Source organism: Sphingosinicella terrae (assembly GCF_003347635.1).
Taxonomy (GTDB): domain Bacteria; phylum Pseudomonadota; class Alphaproteobacteria; order Sphingomonadales; family Sphingomonadaceae; genus Allosphingosinicella; species Allosphingosinicella terrae.
The window spans coordinates 138151-162651 of sequence record NZ_QDFY01000005.1; the positions used below are offsets into that span (position 1 = coordinate 138151).

22 protein-coding genes and 1 tRNA gene are annotated in these 24501 nt (G+C 69.7%); 4 read left to right on the plus strand and 19 right to left on the minus strand.

The features are described from left to right. The first annotated feature begins 59 nt into the window (after positions 1–59). Positions 60–314 (plus strand): SWIB/MDM2 domain-containing protein, encoded by a 255-nt coding sequence (locus DDE10_RS12630; protein ID WP_114953136.1) that lies wholly within the window; start codon positions 60–62, stop codon positions 312–314. 102 nt (positions 315–416) lie between these two features. Further along, on the plus strand, positions 417–1157 hold the full coding sequence (locus DDE10_RS12635) for an AAC(3) family N-acetyltransferase (protein WP_114953137.1): 741 nt from the start codon (positions 417–419) through the stop codon (positions 1155–1157). 24 nt (positions 1158–1181) lie between these two features. Here DDE10_RS12635 and DDE10_RS12640 read toward each other — a convergent pair whose 3' ends face one another. From DDE10_RS12640 to DDE10_RS12690, 11 genes are all read right to left on the minus strand, one after another. Next, positions 1182–3245 (minus strand): TonB-dependent receptor, encoded by a 2064-nt coding sequence (locus DDE10_RS12640; RefSeq protein ID WP_114953138.1) that lies wholly within the window; start codon positions 3243–3245, stop codon positions 1182–1184. A 74-nt stretch (positions 3246–3319) separates the two neighbouring features. Beyond that, positions 3320–4087 carry a hypothetical protein gene (locus tag DDE10_RS12645; RefSeq protein ID WP_114953139.1) on the minus strand — a complete coding sequence of 256 codons (768 nt, stop codon included), beginning with the start codon at positions 4085–4087 and terminating at the stop codon, positions 3320–3322. A gap of 137 nt (positions 4088–4224) precedes the next feature. Then, complete coding sequence (locus tag DDE10_RS12650; protein WP_114953140.1) at positions 4225–4626, minus strand: GFA family protein; 402 nt, start codon at positions 4624–4626, stop codon at positions 4225–4227. Between the two features lie 74 nt (positions 4627–4700). Then, positions 4701–6002 carry an ATP-dependent protease ATPase subunit HslU gene (gene hslU, locus DDE10_RS12655; protein ID WP_114953141.1) on the minus strand — a complete coding sequence of 434 codons (1302 nt, stop codon included), beginning with the start codon at positions 6000–6002 and terminating at the stop codon, positions 4701–4703. A gap of 109 nt (positions 6003–6111) precedes the next feature. Next, positions 6112–7230, minus strand: a complete 1119-nt coding sequence (locus DDE10_RS12660) for an FAD-dependent oxidoreductase (RefSeq protein ID WP_114953252.1) — start codon at positions 7228–7230, stop codon at positions 6112–6114. Between the two features lie 100 nt (positions 7231–7330). Beyond that, positions 7331–7873, minus strand: a complete 543-nt coding sequence (hslV, locus tag DDE10_RS12665) for an ATP-dependent protease subunit HslV (protein ID WP_114953142.1) — start codon at positions 7871–7873, stop codon at positions 7331–7333. Positions 7874–7941: 68 nt separating this feature from the next. Beyond that, positions 7942–8280, minus strand: a complete 339-nt coding sequence (locus DDE10_RS12670) for a transcriptional regulator (protein WP_114953143.1) — start codon at positions 8278–8280, stop codon at positions 7942–7944. A 101-nt stretch (positions 8281–8381) separates the two neighbouring features. After that, positions 8382–10496 (minus strand): NAD-dependent DNA ligase LigA, encoded by a 2115-nt coding sequence (ligA, locus tag DDE10_RS12675; RefSeq protein WP_114953144.1) that lies wholly within the window; start codon positions 10494–10496, stop codon positions 8382–8384. Then, complete coding sequence (locus tag DDE10_RS12680; RefSeq protein ID WP_114953145.1) at positions 10493–11209, minus strand: dienelactone hydrolase family protein; 717 nt, start codon at positions 11207–11209, stop codon at positions 10493–10495. Before DDE10_RS12680 ends, ligA begins: the two co-directional genes overlap by 4 nt. Continuing rightward, positions 11206–12858: a DNA repair protein RecN gene (gene recN / locus DDE10_RS12685; protein ID WP_114953146.1), complete on the minus strand. Its 1653-nt coding sequence runs from the start codon at positions 12856–12858 to the stop codon at positions 11206–11208. Before recN ends, DDE10_RS12680 begins: the two co-directional genes overlap by 4 nt. Positions 12859–12900: 42 nt before the next feature. Further along, a complete protein-coding gene (locus DDE10_RS12690; RefSeq protein ID WP_114953147.1) occupies positions 12901–13728 on the minus strand; it encodes an outer membrane protein assembly factor BamD in 828 nt (275 codons plus the stop codon). 219 nt (positions 13729–13947) lie between these two features. Between DDE10_RS12690 and DDE10_RS12695 the strand changes: the two genes are divergently transcribed. After that, the gene (locus DDE10_RS12695) at positions 13948–15147 is read left to right on the plus strand and encodes a glycosyltransferase (RefSeq protein WP_114953148.1); all 1200 of its coding nucleotides are present in this window, start codon (positions 13948–13950) and stop codon (positions 15145–15147) included. On the opposite strand, the gene DDE10_RS12700 is transcribed toward DDE10_RS12695, so the two are convergent. From DDE10_RS12700 to DDE10_RS12720, 5 genes are all read right to left on the minus strand, one after another. Continuing rightward, on the minus strand, positions 15134–15511 hold the full coding sequence (locus DDE10_RS12700; RefSeq protein WP_114953149.1) for an Mth938-like domain-containing protein: 378 nt from the start codon (positions 15509–15511) through the stop codon (positions 15134–15136). The two genes, DDE10_RS12695 and DDE10_RS12700, sit on opposite strands and share 14 nt — an antisense overlap. Before the next feature lie 7 nt (positions 15512–15518). Beyond that, on the minus strand, positions 15519–16499 hold the full coding sequence (gene secF / locus DDE10_RS12705; protein WP_114953150.1) for a protein translocase subunit SecF: 981 nt from the start codon (positions 16497–16499) through the stop codon (positions 15519–15521). A gap of 12 nt (positions 16500–16511) precedes the next feature. Next, complete coding sequence (gene secD, locus DDE10_RS12710) at positions 16512–18101, minus strand: protein translocase subunit SecD (protein WP_114953151.1); 1590 nt, start codon at positions 18099–18101, stop codon at positions 16512–16514. Positions 18102–18109: 8 nt separating this feature from the next. After that, positions 18110–18445 (minus strand): preprotein translocase subunit YajC, encoded by a 336-nt coding sequence (yajC, locus tag DDE10_RS12715; RefSeq protein ID WP_114953152.1) that lies wholly within the window; start codon positions 18443–18445, stop codon positions 18110–18112. Positions 18446–18708: 263 nt separating this feature from the next. Next, positions 18709–18785: transfer RNA gene (locus tag DDE10_RS12720), tRNA-Pro, on the minus strand. 153 nt (positions 18786–18938) lie between these two features. Here DDE10_RS12720 and DDE10_RS12725 point away from each other — a divergent pair. Further along, positions 18939–19628 carry a PspA/IM30 family protein gene (locus DDE10_RS12725; protein ID WP_114953153.1) on the plus strand — a complete coding sequence of 230 codons (690 nt, stop codon included), beginning with the start codon at positions 18939–18941 and terminating at the stop codon, positions 19626–19628. A 62-nt stretch (positions 19629–19690) separates the two neighbouring features. On the opposite strand, the gene DDE10_RS12730 is transcribed toward DDE10_RS12725, so the two are convergent. The 3 genes from DDE10_RS12730 to DDE10_RS12740 form a co-directional block, all read right to left on the minus strand. Beyond that, a complete protein-coding gene (locus DDE10_RS12730) occupies positions 19691–20161 on the minus strand; it encodes a hypothetical protein (RefSeq protein WP_114953154.1) in 471 nt (156 codons plus the stop codon). Further along, the gene (locus DDE10_RS12735) at positions 20158–22743 is read right to left on the minus strand and encodes a DUF2339 domain-containing protein (protein WP_114953155.1); all 2586 of its coding nucleotides are present in this window, start codon (positions 22741–22743) and stop codon (positions 20158–20160) included. The genes DDE10_RS12730 and DDE10_RS12735 overlap by 4 nt, the downstream gene beginning before the upstream one ends. Before the next feature lie 96 nt (positions 22744–22839). Further along, the gene (locus tag DDE10_RS12740) at positions 22840–24501 is read right to left on the minus strand and encodes a tetratricopeptide repeat protein (RefSeq protein WP_114953156.1); all 1662 of its coding nucleotides are present in this window, start codon (positions 24499–24501) and stop codon (positions 22840–22842) included.

Below are 24501 nucleotides of genomic sequence, written 5' to 3' on the forward strand. Positions count from 1 at the left end.
GTTGCAATGCCTTCGGATTTGCGCCTATCCCACGTCAGGCATCCACAGGGAGGGAAGAAATGGCCCAAGGAAGGCAGAGCGGCTTGCAGAGGCCGGTAACCCCGTCGAAAGAGCTGGCGGCGATTACCGGTGCTGATCCGCTCCCCCGTAGCCAGATCGTCAGCAAGATCTGGGACCACATCAAGAAGAACAATCTTCAGGATCCGAAGAACAAGCGCGAGATCGTCGCCGACGACAAGCTCCGTGCAGTTTTCGGCAAGGACCGCGTTTCGATGTTCGAGATGAACAAGCACATCTCGCGCCACGTCAGCTGACCTGACATTTCGGGCGCGACCCTCAGGGCCGCGGCCCGGCTGAACGCAAGGCAGCTGGCCGGCGACCTCCACAGGCTGGGGCTCCAGCCGGGGGGGATCGTGATGGTCCATGCCTCGCTCAGAACGATCGGCCTCGCCGGCTCCCATTTCGGGCCCGGCGGGGCCGAAATGCTGTTGGACGTGCTGGAATCCGTGGTCGGACCTGCCGGAACGCTGATGATGGTGATCGGCACGGATTATGCGCTCGACTGGGTCAATCGCCGTCCCCAGGCCGATCGCGCGGCCCTGCTCGAGGGGACCGATCCGATCGACCTCGCCGCCGCTGCCGCCAACCCGGAGCTCGGCTGGCTGGCGGAAGCGTTCAGGCAGCGGCCGGGCACGATCGTCAGCCACAACCCGAGCGGCCGCTTCGCCGCGCGCGGCGCTCGAGCCGAAGAGCTGATGCACGGGCACCCCTGGAACGATTATTACGGTGCGGGCTCGCCGCTGCACAAATTGTGCGAGCAGGGCGGCAGCATCCTGCGCCTCGGCGCGGACCGGGACACGGTGACGGCGCTCCATTATGCGGAATATGTCGCCCGCCTTCCCGACAAGCGCCGCACCCGCTGGGACTACCGGATCGCGACCCCGGCCGGGCCGCGCCACCTCTGGGTCGAATGTCTCGACGACGACGGCGGCATCCGGTCCTGGCAGGACGAGGATTATTTCGCGGTCATCCTGAAGAAGTACCTGAGCAGCGGCCGTGCCCGCATGGGTTGGGTCGGCGAGGCGCCCGCCGAGCTCATCGAAGCCGCCGACATCGTCCGCTTCGGCGCGAAGTGGATGGAGGACAATCTGCGCTGAGAGGTTTCCGCCGAAGGTCCGTCGCTAGCCTTCCCAACGGATGCCGAGCCACAAGGTCCGCGGCGTCGCGCGCTCGACGATGCCGGCGCCGGAGATGCCCGCCACGACCCGCTCGTCGGCCAGGTTCTCGCCGCGCGCCTCGATCGAGAGCCGCGTCGTCAGCGGCATCACCAGGATCGCATCGAAGGTCAGCGCATCGGGTATGCGGGTCTCGTTGAGATCGTCCTCATACTGGCTGCCGACATAGCGTGCGGTGACCGATGCCAGCGCGCCGCCTCGGCTCCGCCAGCTGAGGGTTGCGGCAGCGGCGTGGCGCGGCGCCTGGGCAGGCCGGAGCCCGTCGAGCGGAAGCGCAGGACCGCTCGCCTCGACCTCGGCATCGGCGAAAGAGTAGCCGGCGGCAAGCTGCCACGGCCCGGAGGCGAGGCTGGCGTCTAGCTCCACGCCGCGACTGATCACCGCATCGACGTTCCGGCGTTGACGGAATTGGCCGCCGGCACCGACGAAGCCCACGCCGGGAAACAGACCTGGACCTTCGCCCAAGGTCACGTTGGAGATCGCCTGATCGAGCCGGTTCACGAACAGGGTCGCGCCGAGACGCACGCCTTCGGCCGGGCGCAGCTCGATGCCGGCCTCCGCCCCTTCGAGCCGCTCCGGCGCCAGCGCGGCGTTGGCGGCGGTGGCATCGGCGCCCACCCTGAAGGGGCGGAACAGCTCGTTCAGGGTCGGCAGCCGCCACCCCATATAGGCCGCCATGCGCAAGGTCAGGGCGCCGGAAGGGCGCCAGGCAGCGCCCGCACGGCCGGTCGCCTCCCAGCCGCCGCGGTCGGGAAAGCGCGTGTCGGTGATGACCGACTGATCGGCAAGGAGGCGCTCGCGCAGCCGTCCCTGCTCGATCCACCAGCGGTCGAGCCGGCCACCGGCGCTCAGCAGGAATGCGCCGGTCTCGAGGTCAGCCTCGGCGAACCCGCCGACGGTCCGGGTCCTGCCGCCGGCCACCCGGCCGCGTTGCGGCACGCCGGAGGCGAACTGGAACAGCTCCTGGGTGCGCCCCTCCGTCTCGCGCCAGTCCGCGCCGAGACGGAGCTCCGCCGGCCCGAGGCGGGGCCGCAGTTCCACCCTGGCGCCGAGCCCGGTCGAGGGGACCGAATATTGGTTCAGCGTCTGGTTCACGACGGTCCGGCCCATTGCGGCGGAGGCGAACAGATTCGAGAAGTCCCGGACCTGGACGTAAGCCAGGGCAGCGAAGGGAAGGGCGCCGCGCCCGACGATGCGGACGGACGCGTCCGCGCCGCGCGTGTCGATGTCGCTGAGGGCCGTTCCGCGCTCACGCGCATCGGTGAAGGCGGATGCATTCGCCTGAAGCTCGAGGGCGGAGCCGAGGGGCGTCACCGCCCGGAGCGCGAGACTGGCCTGCTCATAGGGGGACGGCCGATCCACGGGCCCGCGTTGCGAGGCGATCACAGGAACAAAGCCGTCCCCGCGGGCGAAGGCCGCGGACGCGGCGACGAAGCCGGGGCCGAGAGGGACACCGAGGCCGGCGAAGGCGTCGAGGCTGTCGCGGCTGCCATAAGCAAGACGGGCCGAGAGGCCGGCCAGCTCGTCGGGCGCCGCGCTGGTCAGCTCGATCGTTCCGGCGAGCGCGCCGGGGCCGTTCGCGCCGGCGCCGCCGCCGCGCACGACGCGTATCTCGCCGAGCCGCCTGGGATCGTAGGCCGGCCAGCTGATCCAGCCGCCGAACGGATCGGTCTGAGGCACGCCGTCGAGGATGAGCAGGGCCCGGCTCGACGCGTTGCCGCCGAGCGCGCGCAAGGTCGCGCCCTGGCTGGTCGGGTTGGCGGTGCGGGCATCGCTGCGCCGGAATTGCTGGAAGCCGGGAATTTCCCGGAGCAAATCCTCGAGGCGATTGGACGGCGCATTGGACAGCCGGTCGCGGCCGATCACGACGGTGTCGTACACGGCTTCGCCGACAGCGACGTCGAGCCCGCGCCCGGTGACGACGATCGTCTGCTCATCCGGTCCGGGAGTCTGAGCGAGAGCGGGGGCGCCGGCAGCGCCGAGGAGGAGGAAAAGCAGGCGCGGAGTCACGCGGTTCGCTTACAGTAAAAGGCCGCGCCGGCTATAGAAAACCGGCGCGGCTCCTTACCTTCACCGAGCAGGGATCAGCTGGGATCCTCGGGCGTCGGCTCTTCCGTTTCCGTCGCCTCGCTCGCCGGGTCGTCGGCCGGCGGAGTCGTCGTCGGCGGCGTGGTCATCGTGCCGGAATTCGGCGTCGACGCGGGCGGCGTGGTGCTCGGCGTCACCGCGGTCCCGGTGCCGGCGCCTGCCGCGGCGGGCGGCGTCGAAGCGCGTGCGGCGGCGGCCGCATTGAGCTGATCGCGAGTCAAGGAGATGACGAGGCCGCGATCATTCTTGCCGAAGCTCGTCAGCGGCAGCCGCGCCCGGGTGGTGCCGGTGCTGACGACGATACCCTGCGCGTCGGCGGTTTCGATGGTGCCGACGGTGCCGCCCTGCGGATCGTAGACGGTCGCGCCCGCGGTGACATCCGCCGCGGTGGCGGTGGTGAGCTGACCGGCCTGCGCGGTGCCCGCGGCGCTTGCCGTGGTGCCGGCGGGCTGCGGTGCCGACGTGCCGGGCTGCGGCGAGGTTGCGGGCGCCGTTGCTGTCGGGGCCGTCGTGGCCGGGGCGGTCCGCGTCGTCGCCTGATCGGCGGCGTCGGTGGCCTCGTCAGCGGTCTGGGCGGGCGCGGCGCGAGGCTGCGGCGCGGCCTGTTCGGTCGGCGCCTGCGACTGGGCCGCGTTCGGATCGGCGGCCTCGGCCGGCGGCGACGTGTCGGTGCTGTCCTGAGGCTCGGCGGTCGACTGGGCCAAGGACGCGGAGGCCAGCGTCAGAGCAGACGCGGCTACCAAGGCTTTGAATTTGAACGTCATTCACCACCTCCATTAATGATGTGGAAATGTAACGATCGACTCGGTCCCTTGGGGTCCATGGCGCGCGACCAACCGTTCCGCCGGAACGGCGGTCCGTGGAACGGCATGAAATGACCCCCACGGCCTGGGTAAACGGGTCACTCTGAGCTGGGATAACGATCGAACCTGGGCACCGTTTCCAGCCGGTCCATCCAGCCGAGACGATCCGCGCATTGGACCTGGACCTGAGGCGCGAGCGCTTCGGGATCGTCGAGGGTGCAGAATTGCACGTCCTTGAGACCGGGCAGGACCTTCTCGTTGGTGTAGAAGAGGCCGGTGCCGCATTCGGGGCAGAATTCGCGCCGGCCGTGCTCGGACGATTCGTAGGTCTTCGGCTCGCCCTGGACGACCCGAACCGAGCCGGCGGCGTAGGCGGCCCAGCCGACCAGCGGCGCGCCCGCATTCCGGCGGCAATCCTCGCAATGGCACACCGCCTGATAGACGGGATCGCCCTTCACCTCGTACCGGATCGCTCCGCAATGACAATGTCCGCTCGGCATCGCTCTCTCCCTCGTTTGGATTCGAAGGGAGGCTATGTCATTCCACGGTACATAACAAGAACGACGAGCCGAGGTCAGAGCACGTATTTGCTGAGGTCGGTGTTGCGAGCGATATCGGCGAGCTGGCGCTCGACATAAGCGGCATCCACGGTGACCGTCTCGCCGTGCCGTTCCTCGGCCTCGAAGCTGACATCCTCCAGCAGCTTCTCCATCACCGTCTGGAGCCTGCGGGCGCCGATATTCTCGACCTCCGAGTTCACCTCCGCGGCGAGCCGTGCCAAGGCCCGGATGCCGTCCTCGGCGAACTGGACCGTGACGCCCTCTGTGGCGAGCAGCGCCCGATATTGCTCGGTGAGGCTCGCCCGCGTGTCGGAGAGGATGCGGACGAAGTCCTCCTCGGTCAGCGCCTTCAGCTCCACCCGGATCGGCAGCCGGCCCTGCAGCTCGGGAAGCAGGTCCGACGGCTTGGCGACGTGGAACGCGCCGGAGGCAATGAACAGGATGTGGTCGGTCTTCATCGGCCCGTATTTGGTGGCGACCGTCGTCCCCTCGATCAGCGGCAGCAGGTCCCGCTGCACGCCCTCGCGGCTGACCGATCCACCGCGCACGTCGCTGACCGCGATCTTGTCGATCTCGTCGAGAAAGACGATGCCATTCGATTCGGCGTCCCGGAGCGCGGTGCGGCTGACGTCGTCGGCATCCAGTCTCTTGTCCGATTCCTCCTCGAGCAGCTTCTCCAGCGCCTCCCGCACCGGCATCCGCCGCCGCTTGCGAGGCTGCTGGCCCATCGCCTTGCCCATCAAGTCGGACAGGTTGATCATTCCGACCTGTCCGCCCATGCCGGGTATCTCGAAAGGGGTCGACGGAGTCTCGACGACCTCGATCTCGACCTCGCGATCGTTGAGATGGCCTTCGCCGAGCATCCGGCGGAAGCTCTCGCGCGTCGCCGCGCTCGCATCCTTGCCGGTGAGCGCATCGAGCAGGCGCTCGATCGCCGCCGCCTCGGCGGCGCCGCGGACCGCCTCGCGGCGGCGCTCGCGCTCGAGGCGCACCGCCTCCTCGACGAGGTCGCGGGCGATCTGCTCGACGTCGCGGCCGACATAGCCGACCTCGGTGAACTTGGTCGCCTCGACCTTGACGAACGGCGCGTCGGCGAGCTTCGCCAGCCGCCGCGAGATCTCGGTCTTGCCGCAGCCGGTCGGCCCGATCATCAGGATGTTCTTCGGGGTGACCTCGTCGCGGAGATCCTCGGGAAGCTGCTGGCGCCGCCAGCGGTTGCGCAGCGCGACGGCAACGGCGCGCTTGGCCTCGTCCTGGCCGATGATGTGGGCGTCGAGCGCGGCGACCACCGCCTTGGGCGTGAGGGTCTCGTTCATCTTTCCTGCGGCTCTGGCGGGGGCGGAACTGTCGGAGGGCCGATCGGCGTCGGCGACGCGGGTCTGGTAGTTCATGTCGGACACGAGATGGAGGCGCGACGCGGCCGGTTCAAGCGGTGCATCGGAAGCTCCCGAACAGTGCGGCCTGGCGGCGCAGGATCCGGGCGATCCTCGCCGGGTCCGGTTCGGTCGACCATTGTCCGAGCTCGAAGCTTCCGCCGAGGATGATCCCGTCGGCGCGCGGGAACATGTAGCCGGCCTCTCCGGTGAAGGCGTAGCGGACCTCGGGCTGCGGCAACAGCACGGCGAGCTGGCCGCGGGCGGGCTGCATCGCGGTGTCGCCGAACAGCGCGCGGGCGCCGAGGCCGGTGCAGTTGAAGACAAGAGGCTCGGGCAGCGCCGCCAACTCGCCGGGCGTCGCGAAATCGCGGACGACGATGCGGCCCCCGGCGACCTGAAAGTCTCGCATCAATTGGCGCAGATAGCGTCCGGTCTCGACGTAGAGGGTATCGTAGCGCCTGATGGCTGGGAGAGGGAAGGGATGCTCGTCCGGCCGCAGCATCCGGTTCACGGGAGGGAAGGTCGGCAGCAGGGGCGTCTCGGGTCCGCTTGCCTCGACATAGGTGGGCAGCCACTCGATACCGTAATCCGGGCCGACCATGATCTGGAAACGGCGCCAGCTGTAGTCGGTAGCGGCGCGGAACTGCTCGCGCCATTCCGGCGTGACTTCTTCCTCGCGGAAATGGCCGAACGGATGGAATTGGCCGCCGGCGACATTGGACGTGGTCTCGGGCGGCAGCGCCTTCGCATAGAGGGTGACCGCAAAGCCCGCTTCCTGGGCGAGCCGTGCGGTGCTGAGGCCGATCACGCCGGCACCGATCACCGCCACCGGCCCCCGATGGCCGGCGAGGCCGAGATCCACGGCGAGGCGCGCGCTGCCCCAGCTCAGCGTGATGCCGGCGCCGCCATGGCCGTAATTGTGCACCAGCGCCTTGTCGGCGAATGCCTCGCGCCGGACGACGAAACCCGCGGCGCGATAGGGGCGAAGGCCCGCCAGCGTGCGGATGATCCGGCTCTCCTCGACCAGCACCGGGGGAAGGCAGCCGGTGCGGGCCGCCGGGCGCGACGCGGTGGTGGCGGCGCAGCCGGGAAGGGCCAGGGCCGCGGCCGACGCTCCGAGAAAGCGGCGACGATCTACGGTCGAGGTGGCGAGGCTGAGCGGTTCCATGAACTCCATCCGGGCCACTTTGTCGAAGCTCCTTCCTCTCTGGCCGGGCGCGCCCGGAAAGAAAAGCGCTTCGACGGGGCTCGGCGCGAATGGAGGCCGATCAGGCCGCTTCCTCGATCGTCTCCACGGTCAGCTGGTCGTTGGTATAGACGCAGATCTCCGCCGCGATCTTCATCGCCTTGCGCGCGATCGCCTCGGCATCCTCCTCATAGTCGAACAGCGCGGTCGCGGCGGCGAGCGCGAAATTGCCGCCCGACCCGATCGCCGCCACGCCGGCGGCGGGTTCGAGCACGTCGCCATTTCCAGTCAGGATCAGGCTGACGTCCTTGTCGGCGACGATCATCATCGCTTCGAGGTTGCGAAGATATTTGTCGGTCCGCCAGTCCTTGGCGAGCTCGACCGCCGCGCGCATCAGCACGCCATGATATTGCTCGAGCTTGCGCTCCAGCCGCTCGAACAGAGTGAAGGCATCGGCGGTGGCGCCGGCGAAGCCGCCGATCACCTTGCCGTCGCCGAGGCGCCTCACCTTGCGCGCATTGGGCTTGATCACCGTCGACTGAAGCGACACCTGCCCGTCCCCGGCGATCACGACCTTTCCGTTCTTGCGCACGCCGACGATCGTCGTGCCATGCCAGCTTTCCATGGAAACTCCCGCTTGCTTGTCGCGGCTCATTTGGGTGGGGCGGACCGGCGGCGCAATGGTCGCCCGGGTCAAGCCCAGTGGGCGGCCTCGCGGCGGAGGCGATCGAGATCGTTCCAATGGCCCTCGACGGTCTCGCGCCCTTCCTTCGTGAGTTTCGCGCGCGTCCAGGGCGTCTTGCCCTTGTGGCCTTTCGTCACCTCGACCAGTCCGCCCGCCTCGAGCTTGGCGAGATGGCTGGAAAGGTTGCCCTTGGTGAGACCGGTCGCGGCCAGCAGGTAGGAGAACTCGACTTCGGTCCAGCCGAGAAGCAAGGTCAGGATGGCGAGCCTGGAAGGATCGTGGACGAGCCGGTCCATGGCCGCCAGCGCGGCGAAGGGAGAGGGCTCCCGCTCCTGCTCGTCCGCCATCCTGCTCCTCCCCCGGATCCTTCACCGAACCTAGCATATGGCGTTTGCAGCGCAAACCCCGGCGTGGCGCAGGCGGGCGGACAAGGTGCGTGGCAGCGTGCCTAACCGCCCGCTTCCGCCACGATCTTCAGCCAGCCGGCTTCGTCGGTCGTCTCGATACCGAGCTCCTGGGCCTTCTTGAGCTTCGAGCCTGCGCCCGGACCGGCGACGACGAGGTCGGTCCTTGCCGAGACCGATCCCGCCACCTTCGCCCCCAGCGCCTCGGCCTGTGCCTTCGCCTCGTCACGCGACAGCGCCTCGAGGGTTCCGGTGAAGACGATCGTCTTGCCGGTCACAGGCGATTCCTTCGTCTCGTGGACGACGTCCTCGATCGCCACGCCGGCCGCGAAGATATCGGCGATCACCTCGCGATTGTGCGGCTCTTCGAAGAAGTCGAGCAGGGCATTGGCGACCTCGGGGCCGATATTCGGCGTGCCGACCGCCTCGACCACCGCCTTGCCCCGCCGCTGGAGGAACTTTCGCTCCTCCTCGCCGATCGCGGGCGTCATCTCGCCGCGTATGGCCAGCGCCGAGTCGACCATCGCCTGGAACGCCGCCCAGCTGCGATAGCGGCGGGCGAGGTCGCGCGCCGTGACCTCGCCGACGTGGCGGATGCCGAGCGCGAACAGGAAGCGGTCAAGCGGGGGCCGGCGCCGGGCGTCGATCGCGGCGATCAGGTTCGCTGCCGAGATCTCGGCCCAGCGCTCGCGGCCGAGCAGGGTCTCCCTGGTGAGCTTGAAGATGTCCGCGGGCGACTGGAGCAGACCGTCGCGGAAGAAGCTCTCGATATGGGTGATGCCGAGCCCCTCTATGTCGAGGGCGTGGCGGGAGACGAAATGGCGGAGCCGCTCGACCCGCTGCGCCGGACAGATGAGACCGCCGGTGCAGCGGACGTCGACTTCCCCTTCCTCGCGCACCGCCTCCGAGCCGCATTCGGGGCAGAGTTCGGGGAAGACATAAGCCGGCCGCGCCTCCTCGGACGTGAGGTTGCGCAGCACCTGCGGAATGACGTCGCCGGCGCGCTGGATGAGGATGCGGTCGCCGACGCGCACGCCGAGCCGCTCGATCTCGTCCTTGTTGTGCAGGGTGGCGTTGGTGACGGTGACGCCGCCGACGCTGACCGGGCGGAGGCGGGCGACCGGCGTGAGCTTGCCGGTGCGGCCGACCTGGATGTCGATCGCCTCCAGCACCGTCTCCGCTTTCTCGGCCGGGAATTTGTGCGCGATCGCCCAGCGCGGCGCGCGCGAAACGAAGCCGAGCCGTTCCTGCCAGTCCAGCCGGTCGACCTTGTAGACGACGCCGTCAATGTCGAAGCCCAGGTCGGCGCGGCGGGACTCGATCCCGCGATAGTGGCCGATGAGCCCGGCGAGGTCGGTGAACCGCTCAAGATCGTCGGCGATCGGCACGCCCCAGCCGGCGATCGCCCGCATCACGCCCAGCTGCGTCTCGGCCGGCAGCGCCGAAACCTCGCCCCAACCATGGGCGTAGAAGCGAAGCGGCCGCGACGCGGTGACGGCAGCATCCTTCTGGCGGAGCGAGCCGGCGGCGGCGTTGCGGGGATTGGCGAATTGCCGCGCCTTGGCCGAATCCTCGGCCTCGGCGAGAAGACGTGCGTTGAGGGCGGCGAAATCCGCCTTCGACATGTAGACCTCGCCGCGTATCTCAAACAGGTCCGGCACGCTTCCCGAGAGACGCTGGGGGATGTCGCCGATGGTTCGGGCATTGTCGGTCACCACCTCGCCGGTGGTGCCGTCGCCGCGGGTGGCGGCGAGGGCGAGCATGCCCTTCTCGTAGCGAAGAGAGCAGGAGAGTCCGTCGATCTTGGGTTCTGCCGTCAAGGCCAGCTCGGCCTGGTCGCCGAGAGCGAGGTAGCGCCGTACCCGCCCGATAAAGTCTGCCACTTCCTCCTCGGCGAAGGCATTGTCGAGACTGAGCATCGGCAAGGCGTGGCGGACCTTGGACAGATGCGCTGCCGGCGCCGCGCCGACCACGCGGGAAGGACTGTCCTCCCTCGCCAGGTGGGGGAAGGCCGCCTCGATCTCGCGGTTGCGCCGGATCAGCGCATCATAGTCCGCGTCGCTGATCTCGGGCGCGTCGTCCGTATGATAGAGCCGGTTGTGCCGGGCGATCTCGGCGGCCAGCCGCTCGAGCTCGGCCGCAGCCTCTTGTTCGTTCATTCGAAGATCTCTTCGAGAAAGTTCAGGAGCGACTTCCAAGACCGGCGCTCGGCAACCGGATTGTAGAGGAGTCCGTGTTCCGCATCCTGGGCGCCGGGGTTGGTGAAGGCATGCGAAGTGCCGCCATAAGCGTGCAGCTGCCAGTCGGCACCGGCGCGGCTGAGTTCCTGCCCGAGCGCGACGACGTCGTCGGGCGGGGCCAGCGGATCGTCCCAGCCGTGGAAGGCGATGATTCGGGCGGCGATCGGCACGCCGTCGAGATTGCCGGGCGGGGCGAGGATGCCGTGGAAGCTGGCGACGCCGCGCAGGTCCGCGCCGGTGCGGGCGAGATCCAGCGCGCACAGGCCGCCGAAGCAATAGCCGATCGCCGCGATCCGGCCGGGATCGACTTCCGGCCTGCCGTGCAGAAGCGCCAGCCGCTCGCGCAGCCGCGCCTGCAGCGCCGGCCGGTCGGCGCGTAACGCGTTCATCAGCGGCCGGCATTCTTCGCGGCCGAGCCCGATCCTGTCCTTGCCATACAGGTCGCAGACCATCGCCGCATAGCCGCGCTCCGCCAGTCGCCGGGCAAAGCCGAGCTCGAGATCGGAGCGGCCCATGATCGTCGGGAAGACGAGCACTCCGGGACGGGGTCCGCGGCCTTCCGGCGCCACCAGGAGATTCTCGAAATCGGCGCCCGCGCCCTCCTGCGAGACCGGGATCGGCTCGCCGATCATGCCGCCTCCAGCAGCCGTTCGGCCTGCGCCCGCGCTTCCTCGGTTACCTGTGCGCCCGACAGCATCCGCGCGATCTCCTCGCGGCGCCGCGCCGGGTCCAGCGCGGCGACGCTGGTGCGGGTGACGAGGCCGTCATGGCTCTTTTCGATGAGCAGGTGCCTCGCGCCGCGCGCGGCCACCTGCGGCGAATGGGTGACGACCAGAACCTGGCCGGCGGCGGCCAGCCGGTGGAGCCGTTCGCCGATCGCGCTGGCGACGGCGCCGCCGACGCCGCGGTCGATCTCGTCGAAGATCATCGTCCGCCGCGCCCCTTCCTCGGCCAGCGCAACCTTGAGCGCCAGGATGAAGCGCGACAGCTCGCCGCCCGAGGCGATCTTCACCAGCGGCCCGAACGGGGCGCCGGGATTGGTCGAGACCTCGAACTCGACGCGGTCGCACCCGGTTGCCGAGGGATCGGCCGCGCCGACGATCGTCCGGAAGCGAGCCGCATCGAGCTTCAGCGGCGCCAGTTCGGCCGCCACCGCCGCGTCGAGCCGCGCAGCGGCCTGACGACGGGCCTCGCTCACGGCCGCCGCGGCGTCGTCATAAGCGCGCCGCGCCTCGTCCTGCGCCGTCTCCAGAGCGGTGAGCCCGGCCTCGCCCGCCTCGAGCGATGCGAGCCTCGCGGCGAGCGTCTCGCGCAGCGCCGGCAGCGCATCCGCCTCGACACGATGCTTTCGCGCCAGCGCGCGAAGATCGAACAGCCGCGTCTCCGCATCCTCCAGACGGGCCGGATCGAAGGCCAGCGCCTCGCCGGCTCGCTCGAGCAGGCTTTCCGCTTCCGATGCCTCGATCACCGCGCGGTCGAGCGCCGCGAGGGTCTGGGCGAGCAGCTCATGCTCCGCGGCGATGCGGTCGAGCCGCCGCGCCGCCTGGCGGAGCTGGGCGAGCCCGCCCTCCGAGCCCTGCAACAGGGCTTCGACCGTCGCCAGCTCCTCGCCGAGGCGTGCGCCAGCCTGCATGCTCGCTCTCAGGCCGGCAAGGACTTCCTCCTCGCCCGGCTGCGGGTCGAGCTTCGACAGCTCGGCGACCGCATGTTCGAGCCATTCGCGGTCGCGTTCCGCCTCGTCGCGGGCTGACTGCGCTTCGGCCAGAGCCGTCTCGGCCTCGCGCAGCCGCCGCCACGCCGCCGCGACCGGAGCGGCGTCGATGCGTCCATAGTCGTCGAGCAGGGCGCGATGACCGCGCGGATTGAGCAGCCCGCGATCGTCGTGCTGCCCATGTATCTCGACGAGCAGGCTGCCGAGCTCGCGCAGCAGACCGGCCGATACGGATTGATCGTTGACGAAGGCGCGGCTGCCGCCGTCCGCCTTGACCAGGCGGCGAATGACCAGCGGCTCGCCCGCTTCTCCGGCGAGCCCGTTCTCCTCGAGCCAGGCCAGGGCCTGGTCGCGTTCGGGCAGATCGAAGGCGACGCTCACCGACGCCTGGGGCTGGCCGCTGCGGACGAGGGCGCTGTCGGCGCGAGCACCGAGCGCCAGGCCGAGCGCGTCGAGCAGGATCGACTTGCCCGCACCGGTCTCGCCGGTGAGCACGCCAAGCCCTGGCCCGAACTCGAGGTCGAGCGTCTCGATGAGAACGACGTCGCGGATCGAGAGACCGGTCAGCATAAGTGGAGGAGAAGCGGTTCGGCCTCTCCCTCCCGGCAGGGACTATCGGGTGCCACCGGTCTCGGCAGGGGCCGCCGCGGCCGTCTCGGGCGCGTGCCGCTGGATCAGCGCATAAGCGCGGTCGTACCAGCGCGAGCCCGGATAGTTGGCGCCGAGCACGGCCGCGGACCGGCGCGCCTCTTCCGGCAGGCCGAGCGCCAGATAGGATTCGGTGAGGCGCATCAGCGCTTCGGGCGCATGGGTGGTGGTCTGATATTCGTCGATGACGGTGCGAAAGCGAACCACCGAAGCGAGCCACTGGGCCCGCCGCTGGTAGAAACGCCCGATCTCCATCTCCTTGCCGGCGAGATGATCGCGCACGAGGTCAATCTTCAGCCGCGCATCCTCGGCATAAGGCGTGGTCGGATAGCGGCGAACCAGCTCGCCCAGCGCGTCCAGCGCCTGACGGGTGATCGCCTGATCGCGGGTGACGTCGCTGATCTGCTCGTAATAATTGAGCGAGATCAGATAGAGCGCATAAGGCGCGTCGCGATTACCCGGGTGGATGGACAGGAAGCGGCGAGCGGAGTCGATCGACTTGGTATGGTCGTTGGCGGCGTAATAAGAGAAAGCGCTCATCAGCTGGGCGCGGCGGGCCCAGACCGAATAAGGGTGCTGCCGCTCGACTTCGTCGAACAGGGCCGCGGCCACCGCATATTGGCCGCGCTGCAGGCGCTGCCACGCGGCATTGTAGAGGGTGTTGACGTCGCGCGCGACATAGCGGGTGTCGGTCCGGCCGCGATTGCCGCCGCCGAGCGTGCCGCAGGCGGAAAGGGACGCCATGGCGGCGGCGCCGACGAGGCAGACGAGCGGACGGGAAAGCTTGTGCATGGCGGGCTTCTTAGCTGAGGGTTCGGGCGAGGCCAAGCGGACTTGATGAGGGTGATGCGGTCCTTGGCTACGGCATTTCCGCTCCTCTCCACGCGTAGCAGCCGAGCGCGAGCAAGCCGCTGCCGGAGGGCGCTCCGGAAAGCTGGCCGGCCGAGCCTGAACCCAGGCCGAACGGGCCATTAACGCCGCCACAGCCCTTTTCTGGTAGGCGCCAGCGCGATGCTGCGGGTGCTCACCCTTTCGACCTTGTTCCCCAATGCGGTCCGCCCGACGCTGGGGCCATTCGTGGAGCGGCAGACGATCGGTCTGGCGGCGCGCGCCGGGGTGGCGGTCGAAGTGGTAGCGCCGGTCGGCCTGCCGCCCTGGCCGCTCTCGCACCATCCCCATTATGCGCCGCTGCGGGCGCTGCCGGAGCGGGAGGTATGGAAGGGCCTTGCGGTCCATCGTCCGCGCTATCGAGTCTGGCCGCTGGTCGGCGCCGCGGCGACTCCCGCGGCGATCGCCCGGGCGCTGCTGCCGCGGCTGAAGGATATTCGGGAGCGTTTCCCCTTCGATGTCATCGACGCCGAATTCTTCTGGCCCGACGGCCCGGCGGCGATGCAGCTCGCCCGCGCGCTCGGCGTTCCCTTCTCGATCAAGGCGCGAGGAAGCGACATCCATTATTGGGCGATGCGGCCCCGCACCCGCGCGCAGGTCATCGCGGCGGGCCATGCCGCGGACGGGCTGCTCGCCGTCAGCGCGGCGCTGCGCGACGACATGGCCGCGCTCGGCCTGCCGGCCGACAGCATCCGGGTCCATCATACCGGGATCGATCTGGAGCGGTTCCGCCCCGTCGACCGTAAGCCTGCGAAGGCGGCGCTCGGCATGAGCGGGCCCCTGCTGATCGCCGTCGGGACGCTGATGGAGCGCAAGGGCCAGCGGCTGGCGGTCGAGGCGTTGACCGAGCTGACGGAGGCGAGCTTGATCCTGGTCGGCGGCGGGCCCGACCGACCGGTGCTCGAGCGGCTGGCGCGCAAGCTCGGGGTGCAGGAACGGGTCCGCATCCTCGGCGTCAGGCCCCATGAGGACCTTCCCGCCTTGCTCGCCGCGGCCGACGTCGCGGTCCAGCCGAGCGCCAGCGAGGGGCTCGCCAATGTCTGGGTCGAGGCGCTGGCCTGCGGAACGCCGGTGGTGACCTGCGCCGTCGGCGGCGCCCGCAATGTCATCGACCGCCCTGCGGCCGGCCGACTCGTCGCGCGCAATGCGCAGGCGATCGTCGCCGCGGTCGCCGACTTGCTGGCTTCGCCGCCCCCGCAGGCCGAGGTGCGCGGCGCCGCGGAGAAATTCAGCTGGGACAGGAATGCCGAGGAACTGGAGGCGCATCTTCGCGCGCTCGTCGCGGCACGTCAGCCAATGAAAGGGCGCGTCACAGGCCCATGATCGCGGCCGCTATCCATCTTTCCTCGGCGCGCAGCAGGCCCCACGTACGGGCGGCGGCGCGGCTGTCCATCGCCTCGACCCCGATGCCGCGCTTCTCGAGCTCGCGCACCAAGGTGCGCGGCGGAAAGGCCATGGCCGGTCCGGTGCCGACGAGAATGAATTCCGGCGCGGGCGACAGGTCCAGCAGCGGCTGCAGGTCCTCCGGCCGCAGCTCGGCGAGCAGGGGCGGCGTCCAGGCCGCGGCCCGCTCGGGGGTAAGCAGCAAAGCGGGATAGACCTTTCCGTCGACCGAGAAGCCGCCGCCGGCGAAGCCCTGGACGAGCGGGCCCGAGGCCGGACGGCTGCGCTGGAAGGACGGCGCCACGGCGCCTTCAGACCCGCGCCCCGTCGGGGGTTTCGTTGCGCGGCCCCCGCTCGGCGCGGCTGACGGGATCCTTGGGCAGGAAGCTGTCCGAGGTGACCTTCAGCCAGATCAGCCAGGGGGCGGCGATATAGGCGGTCGAATAGGTGCCGATGATGACGCTGATCAGCAGCGCCGCGGTGAAGCTGAAGATGACGTCGGGCCCAAGGAAGAACAGGGCGCCCAAAGCGAGCAGCATGGAGAGATTGGTCGCGATCGTGCGCGACAGCGTCTCGTTCACCGACAGGTTGATCAGCGGCGCTATCTCCATCTTGCGGAACTTGCGCAGATTCTCGCGGATGCGGTCGTAGATCACGATCGTGTCGTTCAATGAGTAGCCGATCAGGGTGAGCAGGGCGGCGACGACGTTGAGGTCGAACTCCATCTGGGTCAGCGCGAAGAAGCCCAGGGTGATCGTGACGTCGTGGAACAGCGAGAAGAGCGCGCCGACGCCGAACTGCCATTCGAACCGGATCCAGATGTAGATGGAGACGCCGATCATCGCCAGCAGCAGAGCGAGACCGCCGGCCCGGACGAGCTCTTCGGACACTTTTCCGGACACGGTCTCCACGGCGTCGATACGGGCACCGGGATAGGCGGCCTCGAGCGCGTTGCGGACATCCTGAGCGGCCCGGTTCGCGCCCTCGGCGCCGCCCTCGTCGGGCAGCTGCATGCGGATCGAGATGTTGCGGGGGCTGCCGAATTCCTGGACCGCGGCCTCGCCGTGGCCGAGATCGCCGATCCGCTCGCGCAGATCGTCGAGCGCCGGCGGCTGCTGGAAGGTGGCCTGGATCACCTGGCCGCCGGCGAAGTCGACGCCGAAATTGAGGCCCTTGATCGCGATCAGCGCGACCGACGCAGCGATCAGCAGCGACGAGATGGCGAAGGCGATGCCGCGCCATTTCAGGAAATCGATATTGGTGTTGTCGGGGACGAGCTTGAGCAGCCGCATGTCGGAAGACCCTTAAATGACCAGCTCGCGCGGCCGCTTGCGCAGCCAGAAGGACACGAACATGCGCGTTACGGTGACGGCCGTGAACACCGAGGTGACGATGCCGATCATCATGACGATGGCGAAGCCGCGCACCGGCCCGGAGCCGAAGTAGAAGAGCAGGGCGCCGGCGATGACGTTGGTGATGTTGGCGTCGAAGATGGCCGACTGCGCTTCGCTATAGCCATGCTCGATCGCCTGGAGCACGTTTCGTCCTCGTCGCTGCTCCTCGCGGATGCGTTCGTTGATGATGACGTTGGCGTCGACGGCGGCGCCGACGGTGAGCACGAAGCCGGCGATGCCGGGCAGCGTCAGCGTCGCGTTCATGATCGACATCGCGCCCAGGATCAAAGCCACGTTGAGCAGGATCGCGATGTCGGCATAGACTCCGAACCGGCCATAGGTCAGCAGCATGAAGATGAGGACGAGGCCGCTGCCGATCGCCATGGCGATGGCGCCGCGCTCGATCGAATCCTTGCCGAGGTCGGGGCCGACGGTCCGCTCCTCAACGACGGTGAGCTCGACCGGAAGCCGTCCCGACCGCAGCGAGATGGCGAGCGCGTTGGCGGTTTCGACCGTGAAGCTGCCCGAGATCTGGGCGGATCCGCCGAGGATCGGCTCGTTGATGTTCGGCGCCGAGATGACGACATTGTCGAGGATGATGGCGAACGGCCGGCCGACATTTTCCTGGGTCACCCGGGCGAAGCGCCGGGCGCCGGTGCCGTCGAACTGGATGGTGACGACCGGGGCGCCGCTGGTCTGGTCGAAGGCCTGGGTGGCGTTGGCGATCTGATCGCCGGTGATGATCGCGCGCCGCTGGACGGCGATCCGGCCATTGCCCTGACCGCCCTCCTGATAAGGCAGGATCTGGCTGCCGACCGGGGCACGGCCGGACTGCAACTGCTCGGGCGTGACGCTGAGGTCGACGAGCTTGAACTCGAGCCGCGCGGTGCGGCCGATGAGCTGCTTGAGCGCTTCCGGATCCTCGAGGCCCGGCACCTGGACGACGATCCGGTCGCTCCCCTGGCGGATGATCGTCGGCTCGAGCGTGCCAAGCGCGTTGATGCGCCGGTCGATGACGTCGCGGGCGGTGTCCATCGCCTGATCGATCGCGGCGGAGATTCCCGCTTCGGTCGGCGTCAGGCTGACCCGGTTGCCTTCGGCGCGAACGGTCCATTCGCTGCTCCCGCCGAAGGCGGTCGGCTGGGCCTGCTGCCGGGAGATCTCGACGGCACGCTGGACCTGGGCAGGATTGCGGACGACGAAGCTCAGCCGTCCGTTTTGGGTCGACACCTCGCCATATTGCACGCCCTCCCGGCGGAGCTCGCGGCGGAGGATGTCCTCCATATTCTCGATGCGCTGGCGTGCCACCCCGCTCGTCTCCGCCTCGAGCAGCAAATGGCTGCCTCCGGCGAGGTCGAGGCCGAGATTGACCTGCGGCGCCAGCCAGCCCGGCATCTGCTGAGCGATCCGTTCGGGAAGGAAGGAGGGAATGGAATAATAGGCGCCGACGACGCAGATCAGCGAAATCAGCCAGACCTTCCAGCGCGGGAAACCGAGCATGACAGCCGTCAGTCGTTGGCGGGCTTGGCGCCGTGCGGACGCACGTCGCTCAGCATGCCCTTGAGCACGCGCACGCGGACGTTGGGCGCGAGCTCGACCTCGAGCTCATGCTCCTCGACCTTGGTGACCTTGCCGACGAGCCCGCCATTGGTGACGACCGTGTCGCGCACCTTCACCGCGGCGATCATCGCCTGATGCTGCTTCACCCGCCTTTGCTGGGGCCGAATGAGCAGGAAATAGAAGATGACGAAGATCAGGATGAGCGGGAAGAATTGGACCATGAAGGTCGCGGCACCGCCCGAAGCGGCGCCGGGACTCGCGGCGTAGGCTGCAGTTTCGAACATTCGTCCCTCTGGATTGGCGGGGCGGCGCGAAAGGCGCTCGACCGGAAAAGCGGGTGGCGACTATCATGGGGATGGGCGGTTGCCAAGGCAAGCCGGCCCCGGAGAAGGGTCCCGATATGATCCGAGCGAGCGGCGAAGTCCGCTTCGCGGCCGGCGCGATCGAGAATTACGGGACGCGATGGCAAGGCACATCGCCGCGAGCCGGGCCGAGCCGGGCCCAGAACGAAAGGGAGCATCGAACCGATGCTCCCTTGCCGGACAACTGGTCGGGGCGACTGGATTCGAACCAGCGACCCCCACACCCCCAGTGTGATGCGCTACCAGGCTGCGCTACGCCCCGACCGGACGCGCGATGTAGGCCCGTGCGCCGGTGAAGGCAAGCCGGAGGGCCCGGCCGTCCCAGCGCTTTACGACTGCTTAATGGGCCGAGGATTAGGACGGGCCAGATAGGCGCGGCCCCTCCGGACCCGCTTGGCCAGCAGTGGGGTGGACGATGAGCGAATCGGTTTTCTCACGGTTTCACAGGGTGATCAGGGCCACCGGTGAGAGCGCGGTCGACCGGCTCGAACGAGCGACCAGCGGGAGCCTGATGCGCCAGGCGATACGCGAGGTCGACAATGCGGCCGATCAGACGCGCGCGCAGCAGGAGGCGGCGGTTCAGCGCCGGCTGCTGGCGATCGCGCAGCAGCGGATCGTGCGCGATGAGATCGCTTCGCTGAACGAGCAGGCGCGCTTCGCGATGGACAAGGGCCGGGAAGACCTCGCTCGGGCCACGGTCGCGCGACAGATGGAATGCGAGGCCGAGCTCGACCGCCTGCAGGCGGTCGAGAGCCGAGCCGACGAAGAGATTGGTCGCCTCGACGCCTGTCTCGCCGACATCGAGGCCCGCAAGAGACAGATGGAGACCGAGCTGGACGCCTTCGAGGCGGCGCGACAGGAAGCCTCCTCGGCGGGCGAGTTCCCGGTCGCGCGCAAGGCGGCGCGGGCCGAGGAGACGTTCAGCCGGGCGATGGCCGCAGCGGGGACCGGACGTCCGGTGGGCCGCAGCGGCGCGACCGCCTTCGCCGAGGTCCGCGCCATGCGGCGCGAAGCCGAGATCAGCGAACGGCTGGAGGGCCTGCGTGCCGGCGAGCCGGCCTCGGCGGGACCGCGCGCGAAGAAGGGCAAGAAGGGCAACGGCTGAGCCCGCCACGGCCGGGCAATTGCGGCCACAGTCCGCTTCTCCGCAGCACCGGCCGCTCCCGTTCAGGCCGGATCGAACTCCTTCGGCAGCTGCAACCCCTCGCGCTCATTGTCCCAGATCATGGCGACGATCCGCCAGCCGCGGTCCGGGTCCTTGAACAACTGGATCGAGTTGATCCCGCGCCGCTCCGGCGCCTCGTCGTCGGGTCTGCTCTTCGCCTCATAGGCGCTCCAGACATGGGCGATATTGCCGAACAGGTCGATGCGGCGGCCGATCTCGACCTCGTGGAAATCGTTTTCGGCGAAGAAGGGGGTGGTATCGCGGGCATAGTCGTCCGGGCCCATCATCTTCATCGCCGCGCGCCCGTCCGGCTCGACCCAGGTGCGGATCTGCCGCGCCTCGGGATGGAAGCTATGGGCCTGCCGTGACCAGTCGCGCGGGCCCCGAGGACCCGAGATCATCGCATACATCTCGTCCACCACCGCACCGATTGCCTCGAGATCGTTCATCCGCTCCTCCTTGTTGTCGCTCATGCGGCGCGGCCGCCTGCCCGTTCCGCCCTCAGGATCGGCCCGTACAGCCGCCCGATCCCGATCAGCGCCACGCCCAGCCCCAGGAAGGAGAGGATACGCAGCACCCCCTCGAGTGCCGAGGCATCGACCAGGAACACCTTCAGCATCGTCGCGGTGAGCAGCACCAGCCCGGCCAGCCGCAGCGCCTTGTCGGGGAGGCGCACGCCGGCGACGAGCAGCGCGACCGACAGGACGAGACCGGCCAGCGAATAGCCGTAATATTCGGCGATCGAGGTCTCCGGTCCGGTCAGGATCGGGCCCTGGAAGGCCTGGCGGACGAGCAGCAGGGCACCGGCGACGAGCGCACCGAGGAAAGCGGCGAGCCACAGGCCCGACGGCGCCGTCCCGGCGGCGCGCCGCCGCGCCAGGTAGAGCCAGACCGCGCTCAGCCCGTAAGCGGGCAGCAGCAGGTTGAGCACCGGCCAGGGACCGACCCATTGCGCCGCCCAGGCCGGGTTGTGGAGGAGGAGATCGAACCAGACCAGCCGCGCCGCCGCGACGGCGGTCAGCGCCGCGCCGCCCAGGCGCAGCAGATCGGGCTCGACCCGGGACCAGCGGACCCGGCCCGAGGCGAGCAGCCAGCCGGCGGCGAACAGCGCCTGATCCAGGATCGTGCGCTCGATCATGCCGCGGGCGACGAAGTCCGGCAGGTTGGCGAGACCGAAGCTCTGCTTGAACCAGACATAGGCTGCCGCGCCTGCGAACAGCCCCGCCACCGCCGGAAGGCCGCGGCGCGCGCGCAGCAGGGGCGGGAGGACGAACCAGAGGCCGGCGATCAGGAGCGCCGGAACCGCCAGCGAGGTAAGGGCGGCGCGGGCGTCCGGCAGGTCGGCGGCGAGCACCGGCAGCCCGATCAACGCGGTGATCATGGCCGAGGACAGCTCCGGCACCATCCACGCGGCCCGCGCGACGGCGACGGCCGCCGCCGCGACCGCCACCGTCGTCAGCGCGAGATCGCCGAGGCGGCGTGCCGCCAGGGCGGCCGCCAGGGCGACGACCAGCCATCCGGCGGCGATCAGCTCGCGCGGCAGCAGGTCCCAGACCGCCGCGCCGAGCAGCAGGGCCGCGGCGCCGCCGGAGGCGAGCAAAGCGAGGTCGGCCGGGGCTTTCTCGGCGGCGCGATCGCGCTCCAGCCAGGCGAGCAGGATCGGTCCCGCCGCCAGCGTCAGGATCAGCAGGCTCCAGACGGGGCGGTCGAGCAGCTCAGGGCGCAGCGAGCGGAGGATCAAGGCGGGGCCGACGAACCCGGCACAGGCGATCAGCGTCCACAGCAGCCGCCGCTGCCACATCCGCAGCGCGATGCCGCCAAGTCCGAACAGGAGGGTCGTCCCGGCTGCGGCGGGCGGCAGCAGCGGATCGGCGCCGGTCGCCGCCTTGGCGAGCAGGAGCGCCAGCGCCAGCGCCACGGCCAAGGGCGGCGCCAGACGATATTCGCGCCTGAATGCGGCAAGGGCGAGGCTGGCGGCGGCGAGGCCGGCGAACAGCCCCCAGGCGGGGAGGCCGAGATCGGCACGGGCGACGAGCACGCCGAGCTGGACGATGGCGATCAGCAGCGGCTGGATCATCCCGAGCTCGCGGCCCTCGCCCGGCCGCACCAGGCTGGCGGCGACGGCGAGCAGCAGCACGAAGAAGCCGGCGGCCAGGGCGTCTTCAGGGGGCTGGGCGAGCAGATAGGCGCTCCAAACGAAGCTCAATGCAACCGCCGCGGCGGCGAGCCAGGTCCAGCCGCGGCGCCAGGCGATCAGGAACAGAGCCAGGTCGAGGAGGGCGAGGTAGGCGAGCAGGGGAACGGCGCCGGCATCGGGATCGCCGACCAGCAAGGGCGTCAGGAAGCCGCCGGCCAGGCCCATTACCGCCGTCGGCGCACCATGCCGCAGCGACAGGCCCAGCGCCGCGGCGGTCACGGCGAGCATCAGCGCGGAGGCGGTGCCGGGGCCGACCAGGCCGTAGAGGATATGGCTGCCGTAGGTGGTGGCGTAGAGGATGGCGAGCCCGGCGCCGACCAGCGCCTGGGCGATGCGCGGATCGTCGGACAGCAGTCTTCCGGCGCGGGCATATTCGCCGAGTGCGAGCAGCAGCAGGCCGAACAGGCCGGCCGCGATCATCCGCAGCTCCGGCGTCACCAGGCCGATCTCGATCGAGTAGCGGATCAGGTACACGCCGGCGACGACCAAGGCGATGCCGCCGAGCCAGATGAGCAGCCGGCCCGCCACCAGCCGCTCGAATAGTCCGCCCAGCGTCTCGCGTTCCTCTGCCTCCGCTTCGTCGGCCGTCCACGGCGGAGCAGGCGGCGCTTCGGGCTCCTGCGGACCAGGCGCTGGCGGCGGCTCCGGAGCTTCGATCACCGGCAGCTCGGGCAGGACGACGGCGGCCGGCTGCAGCGGAGCCCCGTAAGACGCCTCCGAACGCCCGGCGCCCTCGACGGGACCGGATTCGAGGACCAGCAGCCGATGCTCCAGCCTCTCCAGCCGGTGGGCCATCGCCCGGTTCGACACGAACAGGACGAAGACCCCGACCAGCAGGAGGAGGAAGAGCAATTCCATGCCGGCCAGTAGCTACCCCGCCCAGCTCAGGCTGTCACCCTAGCCCCCTCTCGCCTTCGCTCGAGACGGATGGCGACGTGATGCCTTCGACTCCCCTCAGATCCGCGCCAGCGTCACTTGCGTGACGTCGCCGGCCCAGGCAGCCTGCGCTCGCGCCAGGTTCCGCTCCGCCGACGCCTCGTCGCCCAGACGGCGCTCCGCCAGCGACAGCGCGTAAAGCGCCAGAGGGTCGTTCGGCCAGCGGCGCAGCGAGGCGAAGAGCTGGTTGCGGGCACCCTCGGCATCGCCGGCGGCGAGCAAGGCGGCGGCGAGGCTGCGGCGGATCGAGTACCAGAAGAGCGGCGGATCGCTGCCGAAGTCGGCGTCGAGCTGCGCCTGCATCGCGCGTCGATAGGCTGCCGCCGCTTGTTCGGGCCGGCCCGCCATCATCGCCGCGCGACCGGCGAGCTGGGCCTCGATGATGCCGCCGAGCTGGTCGCCGCGCCGGCCGAGCGAAGGCGAGTCGGTTCCGGTTCGCAGCGCTGCCACGGACTGGGCAGCCGCCTCGACTTCGGCGGCGTCGGCACGGCGGGCGGCCGCCTCGCCGCGGGCGTAAAGATGGAAGAGGCGCTCGAGCGGATCGGCCGGTTCGGCGGCAGCGGCCAGAGCGGCCGGATCGCCGTGCAGGCCCGCGCTGTAATGGACGGCCGAGCCGAGCAGCCGCGACACCGGGTCGGCGCCTTCGCCGAGATAGGCCGTCCGATATTGCTCCGACACGGCCAGCGCGGTCTCGCCGTCGCCCCGCGCCAATGCGCTGACGATGGCGAATTGCATGTTGTGGCGGAGGAGATAGCGGCGATAGTCGGAAGCCGGCGGCCGCACCCGCCCCTCGTAGGCGCGATCGGCGGCGATCGCCGCGACATTGGCGGCGGCCGCGTCGCGATAGCGGCCGACGCCGTAATAGCTGTGCGAAGGCATGTGGATGAGGTGGCTTGCAGCCGGGGCGATCCGTCCCAGCCGGTCGGCATAGGGCACGGCGAGGTGCTGGCGGTCGATCCAGTCGGTCAAATGGATGTAGAAATGGATCGCGCCGCCATGATCCGGTTCGCGCGCCAGCACCCGCTCGAGCAGCCGCTGGCTGAGCGATCCGGGCTCCATCGACTCGGACACCTGCATGCGCGCGTCGGCGGCCAGGATCGCGATCGTCGCGTCGTCGGGCAGGCGCAGCGCCGCAGTCTCGAGGAAGGCGGCATAGCGCGTCTGGTCGAACGCCTCGCCGTCGGCGGTGCGCAGCGCCATCGCCTGGACGAGGAGGCGGTCGCGCTCGCCCAGCCGATCGGCAAGCGCCGCCGCGCGCCGTGCGGCGGTGCGTGCGGGCTCGAGTTGGTCGGTGCGGGGATTGAGGTTGATCGTCGGCGATCGCGCCCACGCCTCGCCGAAGAAGCACAGGGCGCAGTTCGGATCGAGCCGCTGCGCCTGGCGGAAGGCGCGAACCGCCTCCGCTTCGTCGAAGGCCCAGACCAGGCGGACGCCCTGGGCGAACCAGGCGCGCGCCTCCTCATCGTCGCTGTCGGCGTCGATCCCGGCATGGCCCAGCCCCTCGACCAGCACCGGCGGCGATTCGCTGCCTTCGGCGTCGCTTGCGGGCGCCGTCACGCACGTCTCGTCCGGCAGCCGTACTTCCCGCCGCTCACTTTGCGCCGCCGGCTGGGCGGACAAAGCGGTGGTGGCGAGCGCAGCCGAAAGAGCGAGGACGCGGAAGCGGCGAGTCACGATCAT

Coding starts and splice junctions, on each gene's coding strand:
- DDE10_RS12630 (WP_114953136.1), top strand. CDS start 60: ATGGCCCAAGGAAGGCAGAGCGGCTTGCAGAGGCCGGTAACCCCGTCG.
- DDE10_RS12635 (WP_114953137.1), top strand. CDS start 417: ATGGTCCATGCCTCGCTCAGAACGATCGGCCTCGCCGGCTCCCATTTC.
- DDE10_RS12645 (WP_114953139.1), bottom strand. CDS start 4,087: ATGACGTTCAAATTCAAAGCCTTGGTAGCCGCGTCTGCTCTGACGCTG.
- DDE10_RS12650 (WP_114953140.1), bottom strand. CDS start 4,626: ATGCCGAGCGGACATTGTCATTGCGGAGCGATCCGGTACGAGGTGAAG.
- hslU (WP_114953141.1), bottom strand. CDS start 6,002: ATGAACGAGACCCTCACGCCCAAGGCGGTGGTCGCCGCGCTCGACGCC.
- DDE10_RS12660 (WP_114953252.1), bottom strand. CDS start 7,230: ATGGAACCGCTCAGCCTCGCCACCTCGACCGTAGATCGTCGCCGCTTT.
- hslV (WP_114953142.1), bottom strand. CDS start 7,873: ATGGAAAGCTGGCATGGCACGACGATCGTCGGCGTGCGCAAGAACGGA.
- DDE10_RS12670 (WP_114953143.1), bottom strand. CDS start 8,280: ATGGCGGACGAGCAGGAGCGGGAGCCCTCTCCCTTCGCCGCGCTGGCG.
- ligA (WP_114953144.1), bottom strand. CDS start 10,496: ATGAACGAACAAGAGGCTGCGGCCGAGCTCGAGCGGCTGGCCGCCGAG.
- DDE10_RS12680 (WP_114953145.1), bottom strand. CDS start 11,209: ATGATCGGCGAGCCGATCCCGGTCTCGCAGGAGGGCGCGGGCGCCGAT.
- recN (WP_114953146.1), bottom strand. CDS start 12,858: ATGCTGACCGGTCTCTCGATCCGCGACGTCGTTCTCATCGAGACGCTC.
- DDE10_RS12690 (WP_114953147.1), bottom strand. CDS start 13,728: ATGCACAAGCTTTCCCGTCCGCTCGTCTGCCTCGTCGGCGCCGCCGCC.
- DDE10_RS12695 (WP_114953148.1), top strand. CDS start 13,948: ATGCTGCGGGTGCTCACCCTTTCGACCTTGTTCCCCAATGCGGTCCGC.
- secF (WP_114953150.1), bottom strand. CDS start 16,499: ATGCGGCTGCTCAAGCTCGTCCCCGACAACACCAATATCGATTTCCTG.
- secD (WP_114953151.1), bottom strand. CDS start 18,101: ATGCTCGGTTTCCCGCGCTGGAAGGTCTGGCTGATTTCGCTGATCTGC.
- yajC (WP_114953152.1), bottom strand. CDS start 18,445: ATGTTCGAAACTGCAGCCTACGCCGCGAGTCCCGGCGCCGCTTCGGGC.
- DDE10_RS12725 (WP_114953153.1), top strand. CDS start 18,939: ATGAGCGAATCGGTTTTCTCACGGTTTCACAGGGTGATCAGGGCCACC.
- DDE10_RS12730 (WP_114953154.1), bottom strand. CDS start 20,161: ATGAGCGACAACAAGGAGGAGCGGATGAACGATCTCGAGGCAATCGGT.
- DDE10_RS12735 (WP_114953155.1), bottom strand. CDS start 22,743: ATGGAATTGCTCTTCCTCCTCCTGCTGGTCGGGGTCTTCGTCCTGTTC.
- DDE10_RS12740 (WP_114953156.1), bottom strand. CDS start 24,501: ATGATCGTGACTCGCCGCTTCCGCGTCCTCGCTCTTTCGGCTGCGCTC.